This is a genomic window from Pedobacter sp. 22163 (genome assembly GCF_052045595.1).
GTDB lineage: Bacteria > Bacteroidota > Bacteroidia > Sphingobacteriales > Sphingobacteriaceae > Pedobacter.
On the sequence record NZ_JBQEPM010000005.1, the window covers coordinates 135,506 to 159,468 of the forward strand.

General features: G+C 40.4%; 13 protein-coding genes. 6 read left to right on the top strand and 7 right to left on the bottom strand.

Annotated elements, in window-relative coordinates; all coding sequences use genetic code 11:
* The first annotated feature begins 3 nt into the window (after positions 1–3).
* The 3 genes from ACTJKN_RS14620 (at position 4) to ACTJKN_RS14630 (ending at position 7,235) form a co-directional block, all read left to right on the top strand.
* Positions 4–1,368 carry a DUF3526 domain-containing protein gene (locus ACTJKN_RS14620; protein ID WP_440826069.1) on the top strand — a complete coding sequence of 455 codons (1,365 nt, stop codon included), beginning with the start codon at positions 4–6 and terminating at the stop codon, positions 1,366–1,368.
* 594 nt (positions 1,369–1,962) lie between these two features.
* Entirely contained in the window at positions 1,963–5,205 is a 3,243-nt protein-coding gene (locus ACTJKN_RS14625) for a SusC/RagA family TonB-linked outer membrane protein (RefSeq protein ID WP_440826070.1), read from the top strand.
* 29 nt (positions 5,206–5,234) lie between these two features.
* A complete protein-coding gene (locus tag ACTJKN_RS14630; RefSeq protein ID WP_440826071.1) occupies positions 5,235–7,235 on the top strand; it encodes a RagB/SusD family nutrient uptake outer membrane protein in 2,001 nt (666 codons plus the stop codon).
* Between the two features lie 67 nt (positions 7,236–7,302).
* Here the strand turns inward: ACTJKN_RS14630 and ACTJKN_RS14635 are convergent, their stop codons facing one another.
* Both ACTJKN_RS14635 and ACTJKN_RS14640 read right to left on the bottom strand, forming a co-directional pair.
* Positions 7,303–7,578: a Txe/YoeB family addiction module toxin gene (locus tag ACTJKN_RS14635; RefSeq protein WP_440826072.1), complete on the bottom strand. Its 276-nt coding sequence runs from the start codon at positions 7,576–7,578 to the stop codon at positions 7,303–7,305.
* 3 nt (positions 7,579–7,581) lie between these two features.
* Entirely contained in the window at positions 7,582–7,857 is a 276-nt protein-coding gene (locus ACTJKN_RS14640) for a type II toxin-antitoxin system Phd/YefM family antitoxin (protein WP_440826074.1), read from the bottom strand.
* Positions 7,858–8,197: 340 nt separating this feature from the next.
* Here ACTJKN_RS14640 and ACTJKN_RS14645 point away from each other — a divergent pair, with 340 nt between their 5' ends.
* The 3 genes from ACTJKN_RS14645 (at position 8,198) to ACTJKN_RS14655 (ending at position 13,917) form a co-directional block, all read left to right on the top strand.
* Positions 8,198–9,208: a family 43 glycosylhydrolase gene (locus ACTJKN_RS14645; RefSeq protein ID WP_440826076.1), complete on the top strand. Its 1,011-nt coding sequence runs from the start codon at positions 8,198–8,200 to the stop codon at positions 9,206–9,208.
* Complete coding sequence (locus ACTJKN_RS14650; protein ID WP_440826077.1) at positions 9,208–12,171, top strand: glycoside hydrolase family 2 protein; 2,964 nt, start codon at positions 9,208–9,210, stop codon at positions 12,169–12,171. The genes ACTJKN_RS14645 and ACTJKN_RS14650 overlap by 1 nt, the downstream gene beginning before the upstream one ends.
* Positions 12,172–12,246: 75 nt before the next feature.
* A complete protein-coding gene (locus tag ACTJKN_RS14655) occupies positions 12,247–13,917 on the top strand; it encodes a GH39 family glycosyl hydrolase (protein WP_440826078.1) in 1,671 nt (556 codons plus the stop codon).
* 470 nt (positions 13,918–14,387) lie between these two features.
* Here the strand turns inward: ACTJKN_RS14655 and ACTJKN_RS14660 are convergent, their stop codons facing one another.
* The 5 genes from ACTJKN_RS14660 to ACTJKN_RS14680 all read right to left on the bottom strand — a co-directional run bounded on the left by ACTJKN_RS14660 (position 14,388) and on the right by ACTJKN_RS14680 (position 23,963).
* Positions 14,388–15,641: a glycoside hydrolase family 28 protein gene (locus tag ACTJKN_RS14660; protein ID WP_440826079.1), complete on the bottom strand. Its 1,254-nt coding sequence runs from the start codon at positions 15,639–15,641 to the stop codon at positions 14,388–14,390.
* Positions 15,642–15,697: 56 nt separating this feature from the next.
* Positions 15,698–18,466 carry a glycosyl hydrolase gene (locus ACTJKN_RS14665; protein ID WP_440826081.1) on the bottom strand — a complete coding sequence of 923 codons (2,769 nt, stop codon included), beginning with the start codon at positions 18,464–18,466 and terminating at the stop codon, positions 15,698–15,700.
* 4 nt (positions 18,467–18,470) lie between these two features.
* Positions 18,471–18,779 (bottom strand): L-rhamnose mutarotase, encoded by a 309-nt coding sequence (gene rhaM, locus ACTJKN_RS14670; RefSeq protein ID WP_215130962.1) that lies wholly within the window; start codon positions 18,777–18,779, stop codon positions 18,471–18,473.
* A gap of 226 nt (positions 18,780–19,005) precedes the next feature.
* Entirely contained in the window at positions 19,006–21,459 is a 2,454-nt protein-coding gene (locus ACTJKN_RS14675; protein ID WP_440826082.1) for a glycoside hydrolase family 31 protein, read from the bottom strand.
* Positions 21,460–21,461: 2 nt separating this feature from the next.
* A complete protein-coding gene (locus ACTJKN_RS14680) occupies positions 21,462–23,963 on the bottom strand; it encodes a glycosyl hydrolase 115 family protein (RefSeq protein WP_440826083.1) in 2,502 nt (833 codons plus the stop codon).

Below are 23,963 nucleotides of genomic sequence, written 5' to 3' on the forward strand. Positions count from 1 at the left end.
AGGATGAAAAAAAGTATATATAACCTCGAATTTAAACTGTTTTTTAGAAACAGCTCCTCATGGATAGGCATCATTGTGCTGCTGATTACAGGCTTTGCCGGTTTGTATTTCGGCAAAACATTTATTGCCAACCAACAGGCCGTAATTGAAAAAGCGGCAATATTACAAAAGAAAAACACCTTCAGCAATATCGATCATTTTGGTAAAGATATTGGCTTATTGTTTTACCACAATAAGTTTTCATTGGCTAATGCACCCAATGCCTGGGCCGCCTTTGCTAATGGGCAGCGTGACATTAACCCTTATTTAATTTCGGTAACCATGCTGGGTTTAGAAGGTCAGATTTACGATACAGACATTAATAACCCGGTAAGCCTGCTTTTGGGCAACATGGATCTGAGTTTTGTATTTATCTTTTTATTTCCCCTGGTGATTATTGCCTTTAGCTATAACTTACTTTCGGAGCAAAAAGAAAGTGGAGTTTGGTCGCTTTTAAAAGCGCAGACCAACCGGTCTTTTCGGGTAATCTGGCAAAAATTTTTAGTTAGGGTAGCCGTAATTTTTTCTGTTGCTTTATTACTATTATTTGTAGCTGTTCTTTATCTGCATTTGCCTGTGGATTTCATTTTCTTTTCAATAACTACACTTATTTTTCTTTATCTGGCCTTCTGGTTTGCAGTTTCATTTTTTATCATTTCATTAGCAAAATCATCGAACTTTAATGCATCGGCATTGGTTGCTGTTTGGGTGCTTATCTGCATTGTAATTCCAGCATCACTTAACCTTTTTCTTACCCGAAAATATCCTATACCAGAAGCACTGCAGAATGTAATTAACCAACGCGAGGGTTACCACGAAAAATGGGATATGGCCAAAGAAGTTACAATGAAACCATTTTTTGAACATTATCCGGAACTGAAGCAATATCCCTTCCCGCAAAAGAAAACTTTTAGCTGGTTCTGGTATTATGCGATGCAACAGATAGGCGATGATCAGGCAATGGTAAGCAGGCGCGCAATTGAGAATAAACTGGCCGCCAGACAGCGATTTACAAATACGCTTGCGTTTTTCTTCCCTACCATACAAACCCAGTTAGGGATAAACAATATGGCTGGATCGGATCTTAACGCCCACCTCGATTTCCAGCAGGCAGTTAGAAACTATCACGAACAGATCCGTTTACATTTTTACCCGGTTATTTTTCTGAATAAAACGGCTGACAGTACAGATATTAAGGACTATAAACTGGAAAAATATAGTCCTCAGCATAGGCCTTCAGTTTGGGTTAATTTGCTATCTATATCGATCCTAACCGTAATCCTAATTGGAACAACAGCCTTTAACTTTAAAAGGCAGGAACAATTTTAGGCTAACAATAATTAAACAATATAAAAATTGAACAATATAAAAATGGTCTGTGTGTTTACATGGACCATTTTTTTTATCAAAAAACCGCTAAGAAGTTATAAATATCGAATAGGCAATGGCCTGTCAAATAAAAATTAGCCGAAATCAAAAGCAGTATGGGTTAATCCCCTGGTTGTAGCCAAACAACTATTGAACAATGTGCCAAAACCTATTAGCCAAAGAAGAAAATCTTGACATCTGGATATGCCTTACAGGATGGAACAGGATGGATTACCGAAATAAAAGTTCTAATCTCGTATAACCAAATATAATCAATTCTTTTAATCGATACTTATGAGCAAGAAAAACAATACATCAAACAATGCAATCGTTTGCACTTAACCACTCCTATTCGGCCATTTTAAAGCCTTAGACGAAGAAAAGACTATTGTAGTCAAAAAACATTAATAACTAACTCATTTTCATTCTACAACTGCTAATTCATCCAACAAACAATGGATTGATTGCTCAATTATATGCCCTCAAAACAGATAGCACACCCATCTAATATGCTATTTGGCTAAATAACCAAATATTTACATAACCAACAAAACTATGGATCTTAATTTTTATCCAGAAAATCTAAAGCGACGAAGAGGCTCTTCGCGCAAAAAAATCCTGATTACGGGTATGTCGGCGTTGTGCCTACTTTGTGTGGCGAACACTGCAGATGCGACCGATCGCAAAACGACACCAGGAACTTCGGGTATAAACATTTCAACGAGCAAACGGGATGTTAACCTTAAAGGAAAAATTGTTGATGAAAAAGGTGAAACCTTGGTTGGCGTTAGCATAAAAGTAAAAGGTACAACTATTGTAGCCTCTACCGATGCCAATGGAGCTTTCTCCATTACTATCCCATCAACTGTGAGCAACCCGGTTTTGGTGGTTTCGTACATTGGATATGCTACACAAGAGGTACCTGTTGATGGAAAAACTACGATCAGCATCCAATTAAAAAGTTCCACAAATGATTTAGATGAGGTTGTAGTTGTTGGTTATAACACCGTAAAGAAAAGTGATTTAACCGGAGCGGTTGTGAGCGTTGGTGCAGAACAGATCAGATCGAGGCCGGTACAAAATGCATTACAGGCCATACAAGGTAAAGCAGCTGGGGTGGATGTTACATCGAACGAGCGTCCGGGGCAGATCGGTTCCATTTTAATTAGGGGTACGCGCTCTATCAATGCCAGCAATTCGCCGCTATATGTAGTTGATGGTATTCCATTTGCCGCAGGTGGCATTGAAGCCATTAACCCTAACGACATTGAAGCCATCGATATTTTAAAAGATGCCTCTGCAACTGCAATCTATGGATCGAAAGGAGCAAATGGTGTTGTTTTAATCACCACCAAAAAAGGCAAGGCTGGAAGGTTAACCCTAGATTACGTTGGAACGGCAACCATCGAAACCATCCAGGACAGAACACAGATGATGAATGCTGCCGAATACATTGAATTCCGCCGTGATGCATACCGTCGTATAGGTTTTCTAAACCCAGCTGCGCTAGCAAATACCACCTATCCTGCTGTGCCTACACAAGCTGATGATAACCGTATTTTCCCTAACGACAGTTATGTAACGGCCAACATTGCCCAGGGCTGGCAAAATGGCGTTTACAATGGCAGTTTAGTGCCAACAACAGATTGGACGGATCTGGTTACCAGAACTGGTGTTACGCACGACCATGTATTAAGCGCCAGCGGTGGTACAGATAAATTAAAAGCATATGGCTCATTTGGTTACTTAAACCAGATCGGAACAGAACTTGGCCAGGATTATAACCGTTATACCTCTAAGGTAAGTGTAGAACTGAATCCAGTAAAGTGGTTTAAATTCGGGGCTAACATTACCGCATCTTACGGCTTGCAGAACTATGGATTCTCAACAGGCAATGCAACAGGCCCGAGCAGTTTGTACGGTGCAGCGCTTGGCATGCTTCCTGTTGCTGTACCTTTTGATGTAAACGGTAACAGGATTAATTTACCAGGTGCCGATATCAACATTCAAAATCCAGTGGGTGAGGATCAATACAATATCAATTTACGTAAAGTGTTAAGAACAATCGGCTCTTTTTATGCTGAAGTAAGCTTACTACAGGGATTAAAATACCGAATTAACTTTGGACCAGACTTTTATAACAATTACAATGGTAGATACCAGGATGCAAAATCAATCAATCGTGGCGCTGGCGAATCAGGCTCTACCAATTATGCTCAACTTAACCAGACCAATAGATTTGCCTATACCTTAGATCACTTGATCTACTACGACAAAACCATCAAAAAACATAATTTCGGGGTTACATTATTACAGAGTTCATCTCTTTTCAAAGAAGAAACGTCGTCGATGACGGGAACAAAAATACCTTTAAGCAAACCACTTTGGTATGGTTTAGGTGGTGCAAACATTCCAAGTTTAGATGCATTTAGTACCGATTTAAGCAAAAATACCCTGATTTCATATATGGCGAGGGTAAATTATAGCTTTAACAGTAAATACCTTTTAACAGCTTCGGCCCGATGGGATGCTGCTTCTCAATTGGCACAAGGAAATCAGTGGGATTTTTTCCCTTCTACCGCACTTGCATGGCGTATTGATCAGGAAGATTTCTTAAAAAACATCAAATGGATTGATCAACTTAAACTTCGCCTGGGTGTAGGTAGCGTAGGTAACTCGGCCATCACTTTTGGTACTACACTTGGTAAACTACAGCCACTTACCTATACTTATGGTGGTTCGGTACAAACCGGATATGTAGCCTCTGATGCATCACTTGCCGACCCGCCAACCTTACCAAATAAATTATTAGGTTGGGAACATACCCTACAATATAATTTGGGCCTAGATTTCAGCATTATAAAAGGAAGAATAAGTGGGTCATTAGACTTATACAAATCTAACACCGTTGATCTTCTTTTGTCTAAACCTATTTCTTCAATAAACGGTTATACCCGTTCTTTTGATAACATAGGCGAAACGAAAAACCGTGGTATCGATTTAACTTTAAGTACCATTAACGTGAAATCCAAAGATTTTAGCTGGTCTTCAAACCTAAGTTTTTCGGCCAATAAGGATGAAGTAACGAAATTGGCCAATGGAAATGATATTCAATCTACATTATTTATCGGTCAGAAAGTTAGAGTGGCATACGACTTTGTAAAAGATGGCATCTGGCAAAACACACCAGAAGACTTAGCTGAAATGGCCAAATTTAATGCTAACCTGCCAGCAGCAAGCGCTTTTAAACCAGGCAGCATTAGGGTTAGGGACTTAAATAACGATTATAAAATTGATGCCAATAACGATAGAATGATCAGAGGAAGTTACACGCCAAGCTGGACCAGCGGGATAACCAATACCTTTAATTACAAAAATTTCGACCTTTCTATTTTTATTATTGCAAGATATAATTTCTTAATTGCCACGGGTGCAGAGTCACTACAGGGCCGTTTTGCCCAACGTTTGGTTGATTATTGGACACCAACCAATCCAACAAACGATTATCCAGCACCAAATTATGGAAGTGCAGCCGGCGATCCTTACAGAAGTGCTATGAACTACCAGGACGGATCCTTCGTAAAAATCAGAAATATCTCATTGGGCTATTATTTCCCTGAAAAAATTGCTAAAAAATTAGCATTATCTAAATTAAGGGTATATGCACAGGCCATTAATCCGGGTTTAATTTACTCTAATGTTGGCTGGGTTGATCCTGATTCGGGCATCTCATCCAACAACAGCGTTACCTCAACTTTTAACAGAGGTGTAGTATTTGGTGTTAATGTTAGCCTTTAATCCTTAATCGCTATTTAAAAAAATTGATCATGAAAAAGATTATAAATATATTATCGGGTGCTGCAATATTAGGAGGATTGATGATTTTCCCTACTTCTTGCAAAAAAAGCTTCCTAGATGAAGAAGTTGTTAATGCCCGTACCACTGCAGATTTTATCACAACTGATGGCCTCGACGGTTTAACCATAGGCATGTACCAAAGTTTAAAATTTCATTTTAATTATACCTGGGCATACACTACATCTAACTATGGAGTGGATGAATTTACCGTTGGTGGCGATAGAACCGAGCAAATGTGGAACTCTTACGATGCCAGTTTGAATTCCCTTAATGCAGATGTGGCCAGCGTATGGGACAATATGTACGAAAACATAAATTCGGCCAATATTCTTATCAAAAACGTGCCATTGTATTATCAGGGCGCAAGTAAAAACACACGCCTGGGCGAAGGTTATTTTATGCGTGCTTTCGATTATTTTAAACTGGTAAAACAGTACGGTGGTGTTCCGTTGAGGTTAGAAGCACAGGATTTCATTCAGGAAGAATTTACAAGGAACAGTGCAAAAGAGGTATATGAGCAAGTAATTCAAGATTTCACACAGGCTTATAACTTTTTGCCTGCTACGGTAACAGAAACAGGCCGCATTACCAAATGGGCAGCTGCACACTTTTTGGCAAAAGCGTATTTATTCCGTGCCAGCGAAATAAACAACGCATGGAATAGCGATACCAAAACTGCTGATTTACAAAATGCAGTAAAATATGCCGACCTGGTGATTAACAGCGGTCAGCATACCCTGGCTACCAACTTTAGCGATTTATGGAATTTCACTACCATTGACGGCGCAAACGAAACCAACAAAGAAATCATATTAGCCGCACAATTTTCTGGCAATACAGCTACTCAGGGCCGTTATGGTAACCAGGTACATTTGTATTATCCGTCTATTTACCAAAATTTACCAGGTATGCAACGCGATATCCCTGGCGATCGTGAATTCCAGCGTTTAAGATCTACAGATTATGCGCTCGATGTTTTCGATCGTGTAAACGACTCGAGGTTTTGGAAAAGCTTTAAAACACGTTATTTATGCAACAGACCTGCCGCAGCACCACTCTGGACGGCAGGAACAGCACCAACACCAGACCTTGTGGGTAAAGCAAAATTTGCTGGCGGCGAAGAATCTATTTTATATATCGTTAATAATGCAGGCGATACCAGATATACACCCGCCGTTGCAAATGCAAACCCTGCACTTCCCACTGATATTGGCCGCCGCAAGCCAAGTATGTATGTAAGGTATTTTGCTGGCCAACCGCAAAGTTATTTGGGTGGACATGGAAATTATGGTGTAAGTCAGTTTGTTGCTTTATCTAAATTTATGGATGGTTCAAGAAATGCTGTTGCATCACAATTTGGTCAACGAGATGGCATTTTAGCCCGCCTGGCAGAAACCTATTTAATTGCGGCTGAAGCTTACGGACGAATGGGCCAGTTTGCGCAGGCCATTCCATACTTAAATAAAGTTAGAGACCGCGCTGCGTATAAAGAAGGAGAAGACAGATCAGCATATGTAGATGGTGGTGCGTCGTATAAAAACAACCCTGCTGCAAACACAGCGCCATTTGTTTCATATTCTGATAAAAACAGCTATTTCGAGTCGAATAACCTAACCGCTACAACTGCCACTACCCTAACCAGCATGCACTTAAACAGCGAGGCCGATATATTTAACTCCAATAAAGAGTTTTACGATAAAATTGGTGCTACCTCACAGGAAAATAAGTTTACCTCTTTCATCTTAAACGAACGCTCGAGAGAGCTCATGGGCGAGCTATTGCGTTGGGAAGATTTGGCACGTACCAAAACCTTGGTTGCAAGAACAACTGCCTTTAACGATGAGGCAAAACCATCAGAAAGCAAACATTACCTGCGCCCTATTCCTCAAAGTTTCTTAGATGTGATTAAGAGCGGTGGAGCGGCATTAACACCTGAGCAAAAACAAGCGATGCAAAACCCAGGTTGGTAAGCCAGTTAAGCCTTTAAAAAAGAGCAATTTACTTTCGGGTTTATTGCTCTTTTTTGTTTGGATATTACTATTTATTGTAGTGAAACCGGCATTGAATAACGGCACATTGTTGATCTTTGCCTTTGGTACCCGATATTTGATAAACCAAACGATGTTCCCCGGTTATCCGCCGTGACCAAAAGCCTTTTAAATTATGCTTTAAAGCTTCAGGTTTTCCTAAACCATGAAATGGTGTTCTTGTTATATCTTTCAGGAGTGCCCTAATTTTTCTTTCCGCTTCATCATCATTATCCATCCAATATTCAAAATCCTCCCAGGCTTCTTCAGTAAACAATATATTCATTGCTTAAAGCTCAACAGACTTTTCGTCTTCTACGGAAAATTGCTTCATTCTACCGTTTTTTAAACTCTCTATAGATTTATCTAATCTTTTGCGATTTGCTTCTGTCGACATTAAATGTGCAGTTTCGGTAAGTGCATTATATTCTTTAATTGAAATCACTACTATAGCATCATCCTCATTATTATTTCTCGGAACAATCAAAACGTCCTCTGTAGCACTTACTTCATCGAAATAGCCTTTCATATTTGTTCTCAGAGAAGAAATGGTTACTGCTTTCATAGTTATTGAATTTGTACAATCAAATGTACATCTTAACGTACAAAAAACCAAATAAAAAAATGAGCTATACTATTATTTCCTTCATCGTACATTCGGCTCCGTTAAATTGTATTGCTTTTGTTACCACCTCGCTATATCGGAAAAAGCATTATTTTAAGCGTTTGAAAAGCGCTAAAAGCTGTTTATCCATATGCAATCTATCTTCTACAGGATAGAGCAGGACGGCCCTCTCAATTTTAAACGGTAAACTCGTTTAAACTATTTAACCAAATATTTCCTTTTTATTAATGGCGTTTTTATCCCAATGGTATAGAAACGGTCCAATAATGATCAATTTGAGATGAAAAAACTCCTCCTTGCCTTTTTTATACTGTTTTCTATATGTGCTTTTGCTCAAAAAAGCAACAAAACAACGCTGGTTCCCAAGCCGTTGTACAGCGACCCTGTTTACGGCGGGGCTGCCGATCCGGTGGTGATCTGGAATAAAGGAGAAAAGAAGTGGTTTATGTTTTATACCAACCGTAGGGCAAATGTTAAAAACCTTGATGGCGTAAGTTGGGTACATGGTACCCGTATCGGCATTGCCGAATCGAAAGATGGTGTAAAGTGGAAATATCGTGATACCTGCGATATTCGATACCGGCTAACCGATTATACCCATTGGGCGCCAGAAGTAATCGAAAATAAAGGAATTTACCACATGTATTTAACCTATGTGCCTGGCGTTTTTAACGATTGGCGCCATCCACGGTACATTGTCCATCTTACCAGTAAAAACCTCATCAACTGGAAATTCGAATCCAAACTGAACCTGGCCTCCGATCGCTGCATTGATGCCTGTGTATTTAAATTGCCTGATAACAAAGGCTGGCGCATGTATTACAACAATGAAATGGCTGGTAAATCTATCTATTATGCCGACAGTAAAGATCTATACCATTGGGAAGATAGCGGCAAAAAGTTAATTGGTGATAAAGGCTGCGAAGGTCCGAAAGTTTTCTACTGGAAAAACATCTATTGGATGGTGGTCGACAACTGGAATGGCCTCGGCATATATTCATCTACCGATCTCCTCACCTGGAAACGCCAGCCCAAAAACATTTTACAGGCACCCGGAAAAGGAACCGATGATGGTGTAATGGGCGGCCATGCCGATGTGGTGGTGAATGGAGATAAAGCCTACATCTATTACTTTACCCACCCTGGCCGAACACCTGAAAATAAAGGAACCGATAACTACACGACCAGAAGAAGTGTGATTCAACTCGCTGAATTAGCATACTCCAATGGTGAAATCAGTTGCAACCGTGATAAATCCTTAGCTATTAAATTAAGTCCTAACCAAAAATAATGAAGCACATTTACCTTTTCCTAATGGTTGCACTACTGCCCTTTATCGCTTTGGCGCAACAACCCGTTACCCCAAGAAAAACTTACAACTTTAATCCTGGCTGGAAACTTTTTGTAGGTGATTTGCCTGGTGCAGAAAGCACCGATTTTGATGATAAGATATGGAAATCGATTACCCTACCCTATGCCTGGAACGAAGATGAAGCCTTTAAAAAATCTATAGAAGATTTATCAACCGGTATTGCCTGGTACCGCAAGCATTTTACCATTTCAGAAACCAGCCAAAGCAGTAAAATATTCCTGGAATTTGAAGGCATCAGGCAGGCGGGTGAATTTTACCTCAACGGAAAGTTTATTGGCCGGCATGAAAATGGCGTGATGGCCTTTGGGTTCGACATTAGCAGCTTAATCAACCAGAACAAAGAAAATGTGATCGCGGTTAGGATTGATAATGCCTGGAACTACAAAGAAAAAGCGACCAACTCTGGCTACCAATGGAACGATAAAAATTTTAATGCCAATTATGGAGGGATATCGAAAAATGTACGCCTGCATGTTACTGGTAATGTATATCAAACACTTCCACTTTATTCTACTTTAAAAACTACGGGTAACTACTGTTACGCTAAAGATTTCAATATTAAAGGTAAATCAGCCTTAGTGGTTTCCGAATCGCAGGTTAAAAATGAAAGTGCAAGCGATAAAAAGCTGGTTTATGAGGTAGAACTTAAAGACCTTGATGGAAAAATCGTTAAAACTTTTAAATCTGCAGAAACCAATATCAAAGCTGGCGATACTTTGACCTTAAAAGCCGAAGCATTGGTAACCGGCTTAAACTTTTGGAGCTGGGGCTACGGCTACTTGTACACCGTTACTTCAAGATTAAAATCGGAAGGCAAAATTATCGATGAGCTGAGCACTAAAACCGGATTTAGGAAAACAGCATTTAAAAATGGGATGGTTTATTTGAACGATCGCGTATTAATGATGAAAGGTTATGCCCAGCGCAGCAGCAACGAGTGGCCGGCAATTGGTTTATCGGTTCCACCCTGGCTAAGCGATTACAGCAATCAACTCATGGTAGAAAGCAATGCCAATTTGGTACGTTGGATGCACATTACACCATGGAAACAGGATATAGAATCTTGCGATCGCGTAGGTTTGATCCAAGCCATGCCTGCCGGAGATTCGGAAAAAGATGTTACCGGAACCCGTTGGGATCAGCGAAAAGCGGTAATGACAGATGCCATTATTTACAACCGCAACAACCCGAGTATCGTTTTTTACGAATGTGGAAACGAATCGATCAGTACAGCGCACATGCTGGAGATGAAAGAGATTAGAAATCTTTACGACCCAAATGGAGGCAGAGCAATCGGATCGAGAGAAATGCTCGATATCCCTGAAGCTGAATATGGTGGCGAAATGTTATACATCAATAAAAGCGCAACCAAACCGGTATGGTCGATGGAATATTCGAGAGATGAGGCCCTACGGAAATATTGGGATGAGTTCTCTCCTCCCTTCCATGTAAATGGTGCTGGTCCGAAATACAAAGATGCCGATGCCAGCGATTATAACCGCAACCAGGATTCTTTTGCCATTGAAGATGTAACCCGTTGGAACGAATATTATGAAGAGCGCCCTGGAACAGGAACAAGAGTAAGTTCTGGTGGGGTAAACATTATATTTTCTGATTCGAATACCCACCACCGCGGCGAAGAAAACTACCGCAGAAGTGGCGAAGTGGATGCAATGCGCATTCCTAAAGATGCCTTTTTTGCACACAAAGTAATGTGGGATGGTTGGGTTGATGCAAAAAAAACTGGCATCCACTTAATCGGACACTGGAACTACAAAGCTGGTGTTAAGAAGAATGTTTATGTGGTGGCCAGTGGCGACAAGGTAGAACTGATCTTGAACAATAAATCACTTGGTTTTGGCGAAAAAAGCAATGGTTTTATGTTCACCTTTAAAAACATAACTTTCCAGGCGGGCACAATAAAGGCCATTTCTTATTCTTCTGCAGGAAAAAAACTGGCAGAAACACAATTAAAAACAGCAGGCAAACCAGTAGGGTTAAAACTTACTGTAATGAAAAACCCAAGCGGTTTTAAGGCTGATGGTGCCGATGTGGTATTGGTGCAGGTTGAAGTAACAGATCAGGATGGAAACCGTTGCCCTACGGCTTCAAATATGATCAAATTTAGTTTGGATGGCCCAGCCGAATGGCGTGGAGGTTTAGCCCAGGGACCAGATAATTATATTTTAGCTAAAAATCTGCCAGTAGAAAATGGGGTAAACAGAGTGCTCATCAGATCGACAACTGCTGCCGGGAAAATTAATTTAACCGCAAAAGCAGAAGACTTACGGTCTTCAAGCCTTTCTTTCGAAACTTTACCGGTTAATACTGCTCAGGGATTAGCTAACCAACTACCAAGCGATGGTTTGAAACCGAACTTAAGCAAAGGCGCAACACCGCTTGATCCCTCATACACTATTTCCCGGAAATCGATTAAAATTGTTGCTGCCGAAGCTGGCGCCAATAGCGATAAAGCCAATTTAAGCTTCGATGATAATGAATTGAGCGATTGGGTAAACGATGGAAAGATTGCTACCGCATGGATCAAATATACTTTAGCAAAAGAAAGTACAGTATCAGCAGTCTCCTTAAAATTGAATGGTTTTAGAACCAAAATTTATCCATTAAGGATCCTGGTTGATGGAAAGGTAGTTTTCGAAGGCAATAGCAAACCCAGTCTGGGTTATTTTACAGCAAATTGCAAAGCAACAAAAGGAAAAACAGTTACCATACAGTTGGTGGGCTCCGGAAAAGAAAAAGAAAACTCATATATTGGCGTAGAAGTAAATGGTAAAAAACTTGATGATGGTGTTGACCGTGCAGAAACCAAACTAAAAGGTGGTTTAAGTATTATTGAAGCAGAAATTTACGAACAGCCATAAGTAAACTTCCGAAGTTTTGCCAGGCCATATGCTAGGGTAAACTTCGGAAGTCTTGACCGAAATAAAAAACACCATATGAAAACATTCAAAAAAGCTTACCTCCTACTCCTTAGCTTAACCGCTTTCATCTATACAGCAAATGCGCAGTCTAAAGCCAACATTGAGGTTAATTTCGACAAGAATATAGCACCCATGAAACCCATTTGGGCCTGGTTTGGTTATGATGAACCAAATTACACCTATATGAAAGATGGCCAGAAGTTATTGACCGAGATTTCTAAATTAAGTCCGGTTCCGGTATATGTACGTGCGCATAACTTGTTAACCTCTGGAGATGGCACCCCTGCTTTAAAATGGGGATCTACAAATGCTTACACAGAAGATGCCAAAGGTAATCCGGTTTACGACTGGAAAATTGTTGATCAGATTTTCGATACTTACGTTAAAAGAGGCATGAAACCTTTGGCACAGATTGGCTTTATGCCAGAGGCACTTTCAACGAAACCTCAACCCTATCAACACAAATGGAAACCCGGCGCCCGATATGATGAAATTTTAACCGGCTGGGCCTATCCGCCTAAAGATTATAAAAAGTGGGGCAACTTGGTTTACGAATGGGTAAAACATTGTGTAGCACGATATGGCAAGGCTGAGGTAGAAAGCTGGTACTGGGAAGTGTGGAACGAGCCGGATGGCGCTTATTGGAAAGGTACACAGGCCGAATTCTTTAAACTTTACGATTACGCTGCCGATGGACTAAAACGCGCCTTACCTACAGCAAAAATTGGTGGTGCCAACGTAACAGGCGGTGGAACGAAGTACCTGGATGCCTTTATCAAACATTGTTTAAACGATACCAATTATGTAACGGGTAAAATCGGTTCTCCTTTAGATGCTGTTCTTTTTCATGCTAAAGGCTCACCAAGGGTGGTTAATGGAACCGTAGTGATGAATGTAAGGGCTCAGCTCCGCAATATTGATGGAAATTATAAGATCATCAGTAAATATCCTCAACTTAAAAATATCCCTGTAATTATCGGCGAATCCGATCCTGAAGGTTGTGCAGCCTGTGGCATGAGTACCAATCCTGAAAATGCCTACCGAAACGGCACCATGTATTCGAGTTATACCGCCGCCTCTTTTGCCCGGCTTTACGAACTTACAGATAAATACAAAATCAACCTGTTGGGCGCTGTTACCTGGTCGTTCGAATTTGAAAACCAGCCTTGGTTTGCAGGTTTCCGCGATTTAGCCACCAATGGCGTTGATAAACCTGTTTTAAATGTATTCAGGATGTTTGGCCAGATGAAAGGGAACCGTGTTGAGGTCACAAGTAACCGCATGTACAATTTAAATGCTATTTTAGATTCGAGCATCAGAAAGCCACAAACAGACATAGGTGTTTTAGCCACCAAAGCCGAAAAAAACGCTGCTGTTATGTTGTGGAATTACCACGATGAGGATAAAACGGATTCGAAAGATGTTGTTTCCATCTTGTTGAATAAATTACCTGCAAAAATGGTATCTGTTACAGAATATCGCATTGATACCGAAAATAGCAATTCTTATTCAGAATGGAAAAAAATGGGCTCACCTCAAAACCCAGATGCAAAACAGATTGCAGCATTAGAAAAATCCGGCCAGCTTAAAATGATTGGTAAACCCAGAAAATTTGACACCACGGGCGGTGCTTTTGAAATGGAATTAGCCAGACAAGGAGTAGCTTTGTTGAAGTTGGATTGGTAGCATTTTACTTTTTTGCCACGGAAAACAATGAAAGCACGGAATAAAGAAGCATTTTTCTCTTGGTCGGTAGCTCACCTCGTTTCCATGGTCTGTGTCCTCACAGACCATCTAATATTCTTTTTTTTGGCTAACGCTCGTTTTTAACGAGCGCGAGCAATAAAAGTTGCCGTGGTCTGTGTCTCCACAGACCACCTAAATATAATTTTTTCGTTCTGTGAGGACACAGACCGAGGATAAGGAAATGGCAGTTACAGGTGGATCTTCATTCCGTGCTCATGAATGCCTATGAATAAAAAGAAAACTTATGAATAATCTTAACGTTTTAGCCAGGTTTATATGTTGCATTAAGGTTCCCGCCTGCGCGGGAATGACGACCGTTCTTTGCAAACTGTCACCCCAATCGTTTGACCTAGAACCCAAATCGTTTGACCTCAAAGCCCAATATCATTAGCTTAAGAATAAGTGTTAGATTAAGGTTTAACAACCAAAGGCGCTCCATTTACCATTACGTTTTCAATTTTAACATCGGGATACCTGTTTTTCAGAAAAGGTGTTTTTGTAGTTACTTCCAAATCTTTAAAAAGAAAACCCGATACATTATCTTCAGGGTTCCCATCCATTTCGCCAAATTTTGTTGCTTCTACTTTAATGTTTGAGATCCTGATGTTTCTGATTGTACCAAATGGTTTTGCGGTGCTACCGGCCAAATCGAAAAACTGCTTCCAGGGATTTAAGTCGATAATAGCACCACATTTTCCTGTAATGTTTTCTACCGTAATATTTTCGTAAAGCTGAAACGTATCTCCACGCATTTTCATTTTTAAAATCGGGCAGTTATTTTCTACCTTACAATTTCGCATGGTAATATTGCGTGCATGAATACACTCGCTTCCCATGGTTAAAGTAGCATGTGCTTCGCCAATGGTACAGTTTTCGATTAAAATATCTTCAACAATACCATTTTCCGGCAGTTTCTGTGCATCGGGTCCTTTACCACCTTTAATGCAAATAGCATCGTCATTTACAGAGATATAACAATTTCTGATCGTTACTTTTTTACAAAAATCAATGTCTATACCATCAGTGCTTGGTGCTTTTACTGGCCGAAACGGCGAACGGATATCGCAATTCTCAATTAACACATTATTAGATTGGTATAGATGGGTGGTCCAGAATCCAGCATTACGCAATTTTACACCTTTAATATTCACATTATTGCATCCCCAGATAAAAAGTAACCGCGGACGGCTCACTTCCAGGTTTGTAGATTCTCTTCCTGATTTTTTAAGCGAATCGCGATGTGCCCAAAATGTTTTCCAGAATTTAAGGCCATTTCCATCAATAGTGCCAGGGCCAGAAATACTAAAACCATCAACTTTTGTTGCATTAATTAATGCAGCAAAGTATTTAAGGCTCCTCCCTTCCATACGCGACGGGATAAAAGGGTAATCTTTTATGTCATCAGATCCTTTAAGCACAGCACCTTCTTGTAACAACAGCTTCGTTTTAGGCTTAAAAAAAAGTGCTCCACTAAGGTAAACACCTTTAGGAATTACAATCGTTCCTCCTCCTTTTTGATAAGCTTTATCTATTACAGCCTGAATAACTTTCGTGTTTAATTTAGTGCTATCTGATCCGACACCAAATTTTGTAATGATATAATCTTGAGCCATGGCATTTATACCAATGGCGGTAAACAAAGCGAGTATAATGAGTTTTTTCATGACAAAATGCTATTGATTTGTACAAAACTTTAGGATTCCCATATGCGAAAATATGATTAGTTAAAAGGCGTAATGCTCACCGGCCCAATCAATCCCGAAGGCATTACATTCCAGTTTGATGCATCAAAATCTTTATAGTTAATATTTACAAAATTGATCTCGTGGTAATTCCGCCATTGGATTTTTTTGATATCCATATCACGGATGCGGTTCGCCATCAGGTTAACCACTTCAATTTTGATGGTGTTATGGCCTGCTTTTAAATATTTGCCAACCCGGGCCTGAAAAGGGATACTCCATAAAATGCCCACTTCCTGACCATTAATCCACACCCTGGCACTTTCATCTACCTCGCTCAGGTTTAAAACATATTCTTTGGCTGTTTTCGAACTCAGATTAAAACCCGAGGTGTAAACACCAGTACCAGAAAAGGCCTGTAATTTAGGATCGTTTAAAGTAGTCCAGCTTACCAGTTTAGCTAACTGCTGATCTGCAGGAAGCTCCGGTCCACCTTCGGTAAAATGTAATTCCCAGGGTTGGTTAAGATTGATCGTATTAACAGCTTTGTTCAGATAAACCCAAGGTGAGCTGGTTCCATTCTGACCAACCTTTAAAAACAAACTCTCTCCCGATTTAAGCTGTACACGAACCTTTTTATCGCGTACTGCAGCCAAGCCCACATTCGAACTTTGCGGGTCCATGATTAAAACCTGCCCACTTTCATTTAAAGAAAGCTCAGTATCAATATCTTTAGCGGTGTGGTTAACCAGGTAATAATATTTACCTGTTGTTGTTTTTCTCCTGATAAACTGTAGTCCGCTATCGGTTAAAGTTTCTCTGTTAATGCCGATTACATTTAATGCTTTTTGCACATCGTTAGCCAATAAAATCACTCCTGCCCCAACTTTAAACTGTTTAATACCCCCTGCGCCGTCCGTAAAAATCAGTTTAGTCAAGGTTGCTTTTAGCTGTGCTCTGCGGGTTTCCAGGTTGTTTAAACCTGGAACATCTTTAGGCAATGCCTGAAAAATGACTTTTGCTCCATTGCTGGCCAGTTTGATCATTTGATCTAACGTTTCCGGGCTCATCATTTCACATTGCGGAACAATTAACACCTGGTATGGCGCAGCGGCAGCGTTAGTACTGATCAATGCTTTGTTAACCGTTGATTGCTTTAACAGTCGATCGGAAGCAAAATCAAAAGAATAACCCGATTTAGAAAGTTCTTTTGATAGTTTATAAAAGGCTGTTGGGTGTAACCATTCATCAACATCATGTACTTTTAAGGCCATATCTAAACCTTTCGCCTTGTTCCATACATCATAAATTGGCCAATAGATCAAAAGTTCATTGTCTGGCTTTCCTGATTGAAGAATGGACTGGCAACGGGCAATATAATTGTTTAATCCTTGTGCCTGTGGCCATAAACTGTTGTTTGGATTCATTTCTACCGAGGCATAAAACAGCCATCCCGGCCAGGACACATTTGCTGGCGAATTGGTGGTTCCATGATAAAAAATATGGTTAATTCCTGCCAGGAACAATTGTTCTGCTTCTGGTTTACATTGCGAAAACGAAGTTTTAAAATGCTCGGTTAACCAGGTAAACGTTTCGGATGATGCCAGTTTTTTGCCACCTGTATGTGCTGCAGATGATGCAAATTTGCTCATTATCGGATCGGGATCTACGTTGCGGATATCTCCAGCCTCACGCCTAAGGCCTGGAATCGGGAAGTAACTTGAACCAAAGGTTTCTGTTTCAGGAATATCAACCGCTCCATAAAGATCGAGCAGATTGCCCGGCGAACCATGCGATTGGTTTTTGGTCACCGATTTAAGCTGATGCGCCCAATTGGTCCAGTTTTGCGTAAAATTATGGAGCAAAAGTTCATTCATGGTTTCGCGGTAATCAGATTTTAAACGGGCAATATTTGCATTCGTAGAATCTTTACCGGTTAATTCTTTAATGTGAGTGGCCAGATCGTAGCCCCTGTTTTTCTTAAATTCCTGAAAGAAAGTTGGCGTCCATGTTGCACCATAAACTTCATAACTATCGTTAAAAAACGACCGAATACCTTGTGGTTTACCTCCAAAAGCATCCGAAAATCTTTTCAGGTAAACATCAACTGCATTTTTATCGAGGTGATCTAAAGTAAAACCTTCTCCACCAGGTGCTGCACGTTTAACCATTTGCCTGGTTTTACCTGCAAAAGCAGCATAAATATCCCAACTCCCACTACCAGGCGACCAATTTAAAGATCCATCAGCCTGAACTTTAGAAAACAGGTTGAGCACCTCACCATTGTTACCGTAAGCGGTTAAAGCCTGTAACTGCGCGAAATCCTGTTTCGCTTCTTTAACTTTAATGGTTTCGGTTAACTTCTCTCCCGCCTTGAGTTTATATTGTTGGATAATCAGTTTGGTAGCGGCGTTTTCGGGCTTAATCTGTGGACCGCCAAATGGCCAGCCCGTACCAGTGTTCATATCAACACCTAAGCCTAAAGTATTGGCTTTATTAACCGTATGGTGCAATATATTCACCCACTCCGGCGATAAAAACTGTAAATATTGCTTTTCAAAACCCTTTGCGCCATAAATTGGTGTAATTTCTACACCGCCAAGGCCAGCATCTGCATATTTCTTTAAAACCAGGTTCAAATTCTGTTCATCTACAGCGTTGCCCATCCACCACCAGCGGGTCCAGGGTTTCATCTGCTTTTCGATAACAGGCCAATTGCTGGCATTTTTTACAGGCTTTTGTGCTTTAGCCAAACTAAAAATTAATGTGCTTAACAGAAGGACAGAACAGAATCGTTGTAATTGCATATTTTTAATCTAAATGGAATACCATTTCTAAAGGAAATGTTTTTGGAGAATTATCGGCATTGGTTTCCATAATATCGGCCATGTATGCCCACCATTTTTGCACAATCTGGGTACTGCCTAAATCTTGCGAGGAATTTCCATTTTGTTGTTGCACAGCAAAAAGTGTATTGGTTTCTTCATCTAAAAAGATAGAATAATCGCTGATCCCATTTTCCTTTAACAAAGTAGATAACGCTGGCCAGATCTCATCATGGCGCTTTTTATATTCTGTTTCAAAACCTGGCTTAAGTTTCATCTTAAATGCAATTTTCATGTTTTCAATTTTATTTTTTTAAGGATTTTAACTATTAGTTCTGTCATTCTGAACGCAGTGAAGAATCCCGAACAGATAAGCACTTAAACTGAGTTCTTCATTTACATTCTGGTTCAGTTCTTTTAGCTAAACCTGTGTTCTATTTCTTAGGTTCTTCACTGCGTTCAGAATGACAAATCTCCTCTGGGATATTTCTTCCGTGGTTCGTGTCCCCACGAACCACCCATTAATTCACTACAAAACTCAAATCAGCACTGTTATCTCCACCTGATTTAATCCAAAGCATCTTATTTTTTACATCATAAAACCAGCCATCAGTTTTATCCAATTGATCTGGTGTTTTTAAAACTTTCAATTTAGCACCATTTTCTGAAACACCATTAGGATTTGCCTTTCCCGCCCAATGTATTTTAGCCAGGTATTTATGTTTAGTTGGCTTAAAACTACCTGTTGGTTTAGCCACTTTCAGCGTTAAATCCGATGCTGTTAATGAAGAAGTGATCTTCGTTAAAGCAAAGTTCCCTGTTTTGTATGCAGCGCTTAAATTATCGTCTTCGTACATATCATATTTAGAAGTTCCATAAGGAAAAACATCCAGGGTAATCACGTCAACTGGTTTTTCGCCACTGTAAGCCATTTCTGGCTGCATCGGAATAATGCTTCCTGCCTTGACAAACAAAGGAATGGTATCCAAAGGTGCTACCACATGGTGATAACTTTTGCCTTCGTATTTTTCATTTGTCCAATAGTTAAACCAGGTACCTTCTGGTAAATAAACCGATCGGGTAATGGCGCCTTTGGTGGTTACCGGGGCAACCATTAAATTATCGCCAAACATATACTGATCGCCAATTTCGTACACATTTTCATCATCCTGATGGTTAAGCACCAAAGCCCTCATCATGGGCAAACCTGTTTCGTATTGCTGATGCATACTGGTGTACATATAAGGAAATAAACGGTAACGCAACAGATCGTATTTTTTGAAATTACGCAAAGCGTCCTCACCATATTTCCAGGGTTCTTTATAACCAGGGTGATCCATCCCAAAAACGAGTGCAATCGGACTGAACATCCCAAACTGTACCCAACGGATATACAGCTCCGGATCGGCCTGATGTTCGAAACCGCCCATACAATGTGCCCATGAACCTACGCCCGAAAGACCAACATTTAATCCGGCTTTAATTACCGGAGCAAAGTACTGCCATTCGCTAGGCCAATCGCCCGCAAAAATATAAGGATAACGCTGAATGCCTGAATAACCTTCCCTGGTTTGATTTAATCCCCTAAAACCATTAAACTTTTCAAACTCCAAAAAAGGGGCTTTGGCATAAGCTATTGGAAATAAATTATGTAAACGTTCCGCATCTTTTCCGGTAGGTCCTACTTTTTCACTTTCGTTGGCCAATGATCCGAACGCACTGCCTTCATCCGTTTTTAAGAATTTAGCGCCTAATTTTGCTACGCGCATTACGCCGTTATCCCACCACCATTGTGTGGCCTTTTCATCAAAAAAGTTGACAAATTCGCCGGGTTTACCATTTTCGGGATAAGTATGACCTTGCGCTCTGGCCTGATCTAACAGGTTTAACTTTTTGGCATTATCAAACCGCGGACGAAGGTGCAAGCCAACCATTTTATAGTTCATGGCATAAATGCTATCAAACATCGATTTTGGATCTTTAAACGTTTCTCTCCATTCGAAAGAAGTTGCCCCTTTACCTCCATTTTCGCCGAATAAACGCCAGGTAGAATCTAACCAAAGCAGATCAACCGGAATACCTAACGATCGGTATTTTTTTGCCAGTTCAACTACATAATGATCAGAAGTTTTTGCCTCATGGCCCCATGTACCACCACTGTACGTACCCGCATGTAAGCCCAAAGCAAACTGCGGCAACATCGGCGATTTGCCTGTAATGCTGGTATAATGATCTAAAATAGCCGGAAAAGTTGGCCCATACATGAAATAGTAATCCAATTCTCCATCAGCAGCTTTAAAACTGTACTGATCTTTTTTAGAAGCGCCCATATCCCATTCGGTGGCAAAAGAATTATGCAGAAAAATACCATAACCTTTTGTACTCATGAAAAACGGAACCGGACAATAATTGGCTTCCAATATATTGTAAGCGCCGATAGCATGCGGCAAACCTTTACCACGCCCAACATTTAACGTTACTTTTTTAAAGCGGCGATCCATAAAATCCATGCGCTCGCCAAACCCAAAGAAATGTTCGTCGGCCTGCAGTTTTTTGGTTACCCCAACCTGCGTATTTTCTTTATTTATTGATCCATTGACTTCGCTGCTCAGCAATTTACCCTTGACATCAAAAACATCAATCCTGAAAGGGGTTTTGTATAATTTAACCACCAATTTTGAGGTGGCAAGCAAGAAATGATCTTTTTTATCCGAAACTTTAATCGCTACATTGGCCCAGTTGTAGTTAATCACCATCAGGTTTTCGTTGGCTTCGAATTTTCCGTTCCAACTGGTTCTGATCCTGAAAATTTCTGGCGTACAGAACTCCAATTTCACTTCTCCCCTTGTGGTTAAAAATGAAACGATATTGCCCGTTTTCTTAAAACCAGATTTATAATCTCCAATGTTTTGTGCCCTGGCGATGGCAAGCATAAAAATTAAGGATAGGGCAAAGGCTAAAAGTTTCTTCATCATATTTATTGTATTTCCAACTGGTTAATTACTAAGCCCGGATCGAGCATGTAAATTTTCACAGTCGATTTACCTGTTTTATTAATCTCATGTTTGGTTATGCCCGAAGCGTAACCCTGTAATACATTCTGTTTCCAGATATTATTTTCTGAAGCCGGAGAAATGTTAATGATCTGCGGCTTGTCGTTATTTACCGAAATGGCATAACGCACTTTAATGCCGTTATTAACGCCCTGAGTAGGTAAACATTTTACTTCGATCTGGTGCTCGCCTTGTGTTTTGAAATCAACTTCGTAAATAGTAAAAGCGGCATTTTGAAGCGCTGTTTCCCCGAACGGCTTAAAAGTAAAAGGATAAAGCGAAATGCCATCACCCCCTAAACCAAGTCCTTTTAGGGTTTGTAAAGATAGACCCTTCGGCACTGATTTCTCGGCATATTTAGCCGCACCTACAATAATTTTATTTTCAGATTTCGTGGTAATGTCTGATGATTTCGTCGTTACAGCATCGGCCACTTTTGGCATTTTAAAAACAGCTAAATCGCGTGGTTTCCAGCTCATCATTCCGTTCCACTTGCCGCCTGCAATTTCTTCATTGTATTTTTTGGTAATCAACTGAATCTGATCGAAAGCAGCTGTTGATTTTTTAGAATAAGTTAAAGCCGATTGATCGCCGTTAGCGGCTAAAACCAGGCTTTTCTTTGCGTATAAAATCTTCTGGTTCATCAGCATGGCACCTTCAACAGGATACAGGATTAATTCAAAATAAGCATCTTTTAAACGTGCTGGCATCTGATTATTTAAACTTTTGGCCTGATCATAAATCTTTTGATATGCAGCCAAACGTTCTTCAGCCTGTTCATCCGTAAAACTAACATTGGCCATATGCTCTGGCTTAGCAGCCTGTGCCAAGCGGTAATAAATTGCTTTTATTTCAGCAATGGGTTTTGCAAATTCAGCTCCGAAAGTCTCAGCAGCCCAACTTTCGGCATATTTATCTGCATTTTCGGGTTTCCACTGGTTTACATTCCAGGCCAGATCCATGGCAAACTGCGTTTCCATTTCGGCAGGTTTAATATCACCCACATTTATAACCCAAAGGCGGTCGGCTTTATACTGGTAAGCTTTGCTTAACTCGTACGAAATTAACGATGGAGAAATAGATGAAAGCCACAAATAATCTTGTGGGGCACCCCAGTAAGAGATGTGGTAATACACCCCGCTTCCCCCCGAGCGCTTTTGCTCTTCAGGATTCGAAAGCTGACGGATATAACCGTGGTTATCATCGGCCCAAACAATGGTCACATCATCAGGCAGTTTTAAACCAGCCTGGTATAAAGATAATACTTCCTTATAAGGGCAAAAGATCTGTGGAATGGAGCTTACCGGTTTAGTGATATTCTTGCTGAGAATGGTTCGTTGATCTGTAATTACCTCACCCAATAATTTCACTTTTTCATTTTTATCTTTCGGTCCAGGCATGCTGCCATCATGGATACCACGCATCCCTACAGTATAAATCGATTCGTAATTTTTCGCCTGTTTTACACGGTCCGCCCAATAGTTTGCAATTTCATTTTTATTCAGATCGTAGCGCCATTCGCCTGGTTTTTTACCGTATTCGTGCTCGAAATTCTCAGCCCATTCGAAAACATTATTCCGCAGCATCGGCTCACAATGGCTTGAACCTAATACAATGGCATATTTATCGGCCATTACGGGATTATTGCCATAATGATAAAACGCTTTGGTTGAAGGATGCATGCCAGGCCAGATGTAGTTAGCTTTTAACCTGAGCAGCAGCTCGAAGATTTTAGTATAAGTTTTGGGACCGATATCCTTCACATCGGTATCCATCATTTTAGCAGCCCAGGGTTGGATGCCCCAATCTTCATCATTGATAAAAATACCGCGGTATTTAACCGATGGCGATTCTACCAAAGGCCGGCCAGCTTTAATGTATAACGTTTTTTTTATTGCCGGTTTCACATCAGCCCACCAACAAAGCGGCGATACGCCAAGCATCCGTGAAAGCTGAAAAACACCATAAGCAGTCCCACGCCTATCGCTGCCAGCAATTACCAATGCCCTTTTCACCCCCTTTACAGGATTTTCGATTACTGAAACCGAAAAAGTCTCCCATTTACCGGATAAAGTAGTGCGATTAATTTTCCCGGCTTTGATTAACTGATCGATATAAAACGACTGCCCCATCGTACCAATAATAATGGGATAAGCGCTTAAAGCAGGGCTATTTTTCAAAACCTTACTTATTGTCCCCGTTAACAAGTGAATATCATCCTTGAAAGCTTCAGCAGCGATTCCAACTACTTCAGCATCTTTTTCATCGATATAAATTGAAGCTGCTTTTCCTCCATCCACAATCGGGAAAGATGAAACACCATTAATTTCAGAAACAGCAATACCCGCCCCTTGCGCCATATTTTGTTTGGGCAGCAGGAACAACAACATCAATACCGATAAGCCAGCTAGATTTCTGAAATTCAT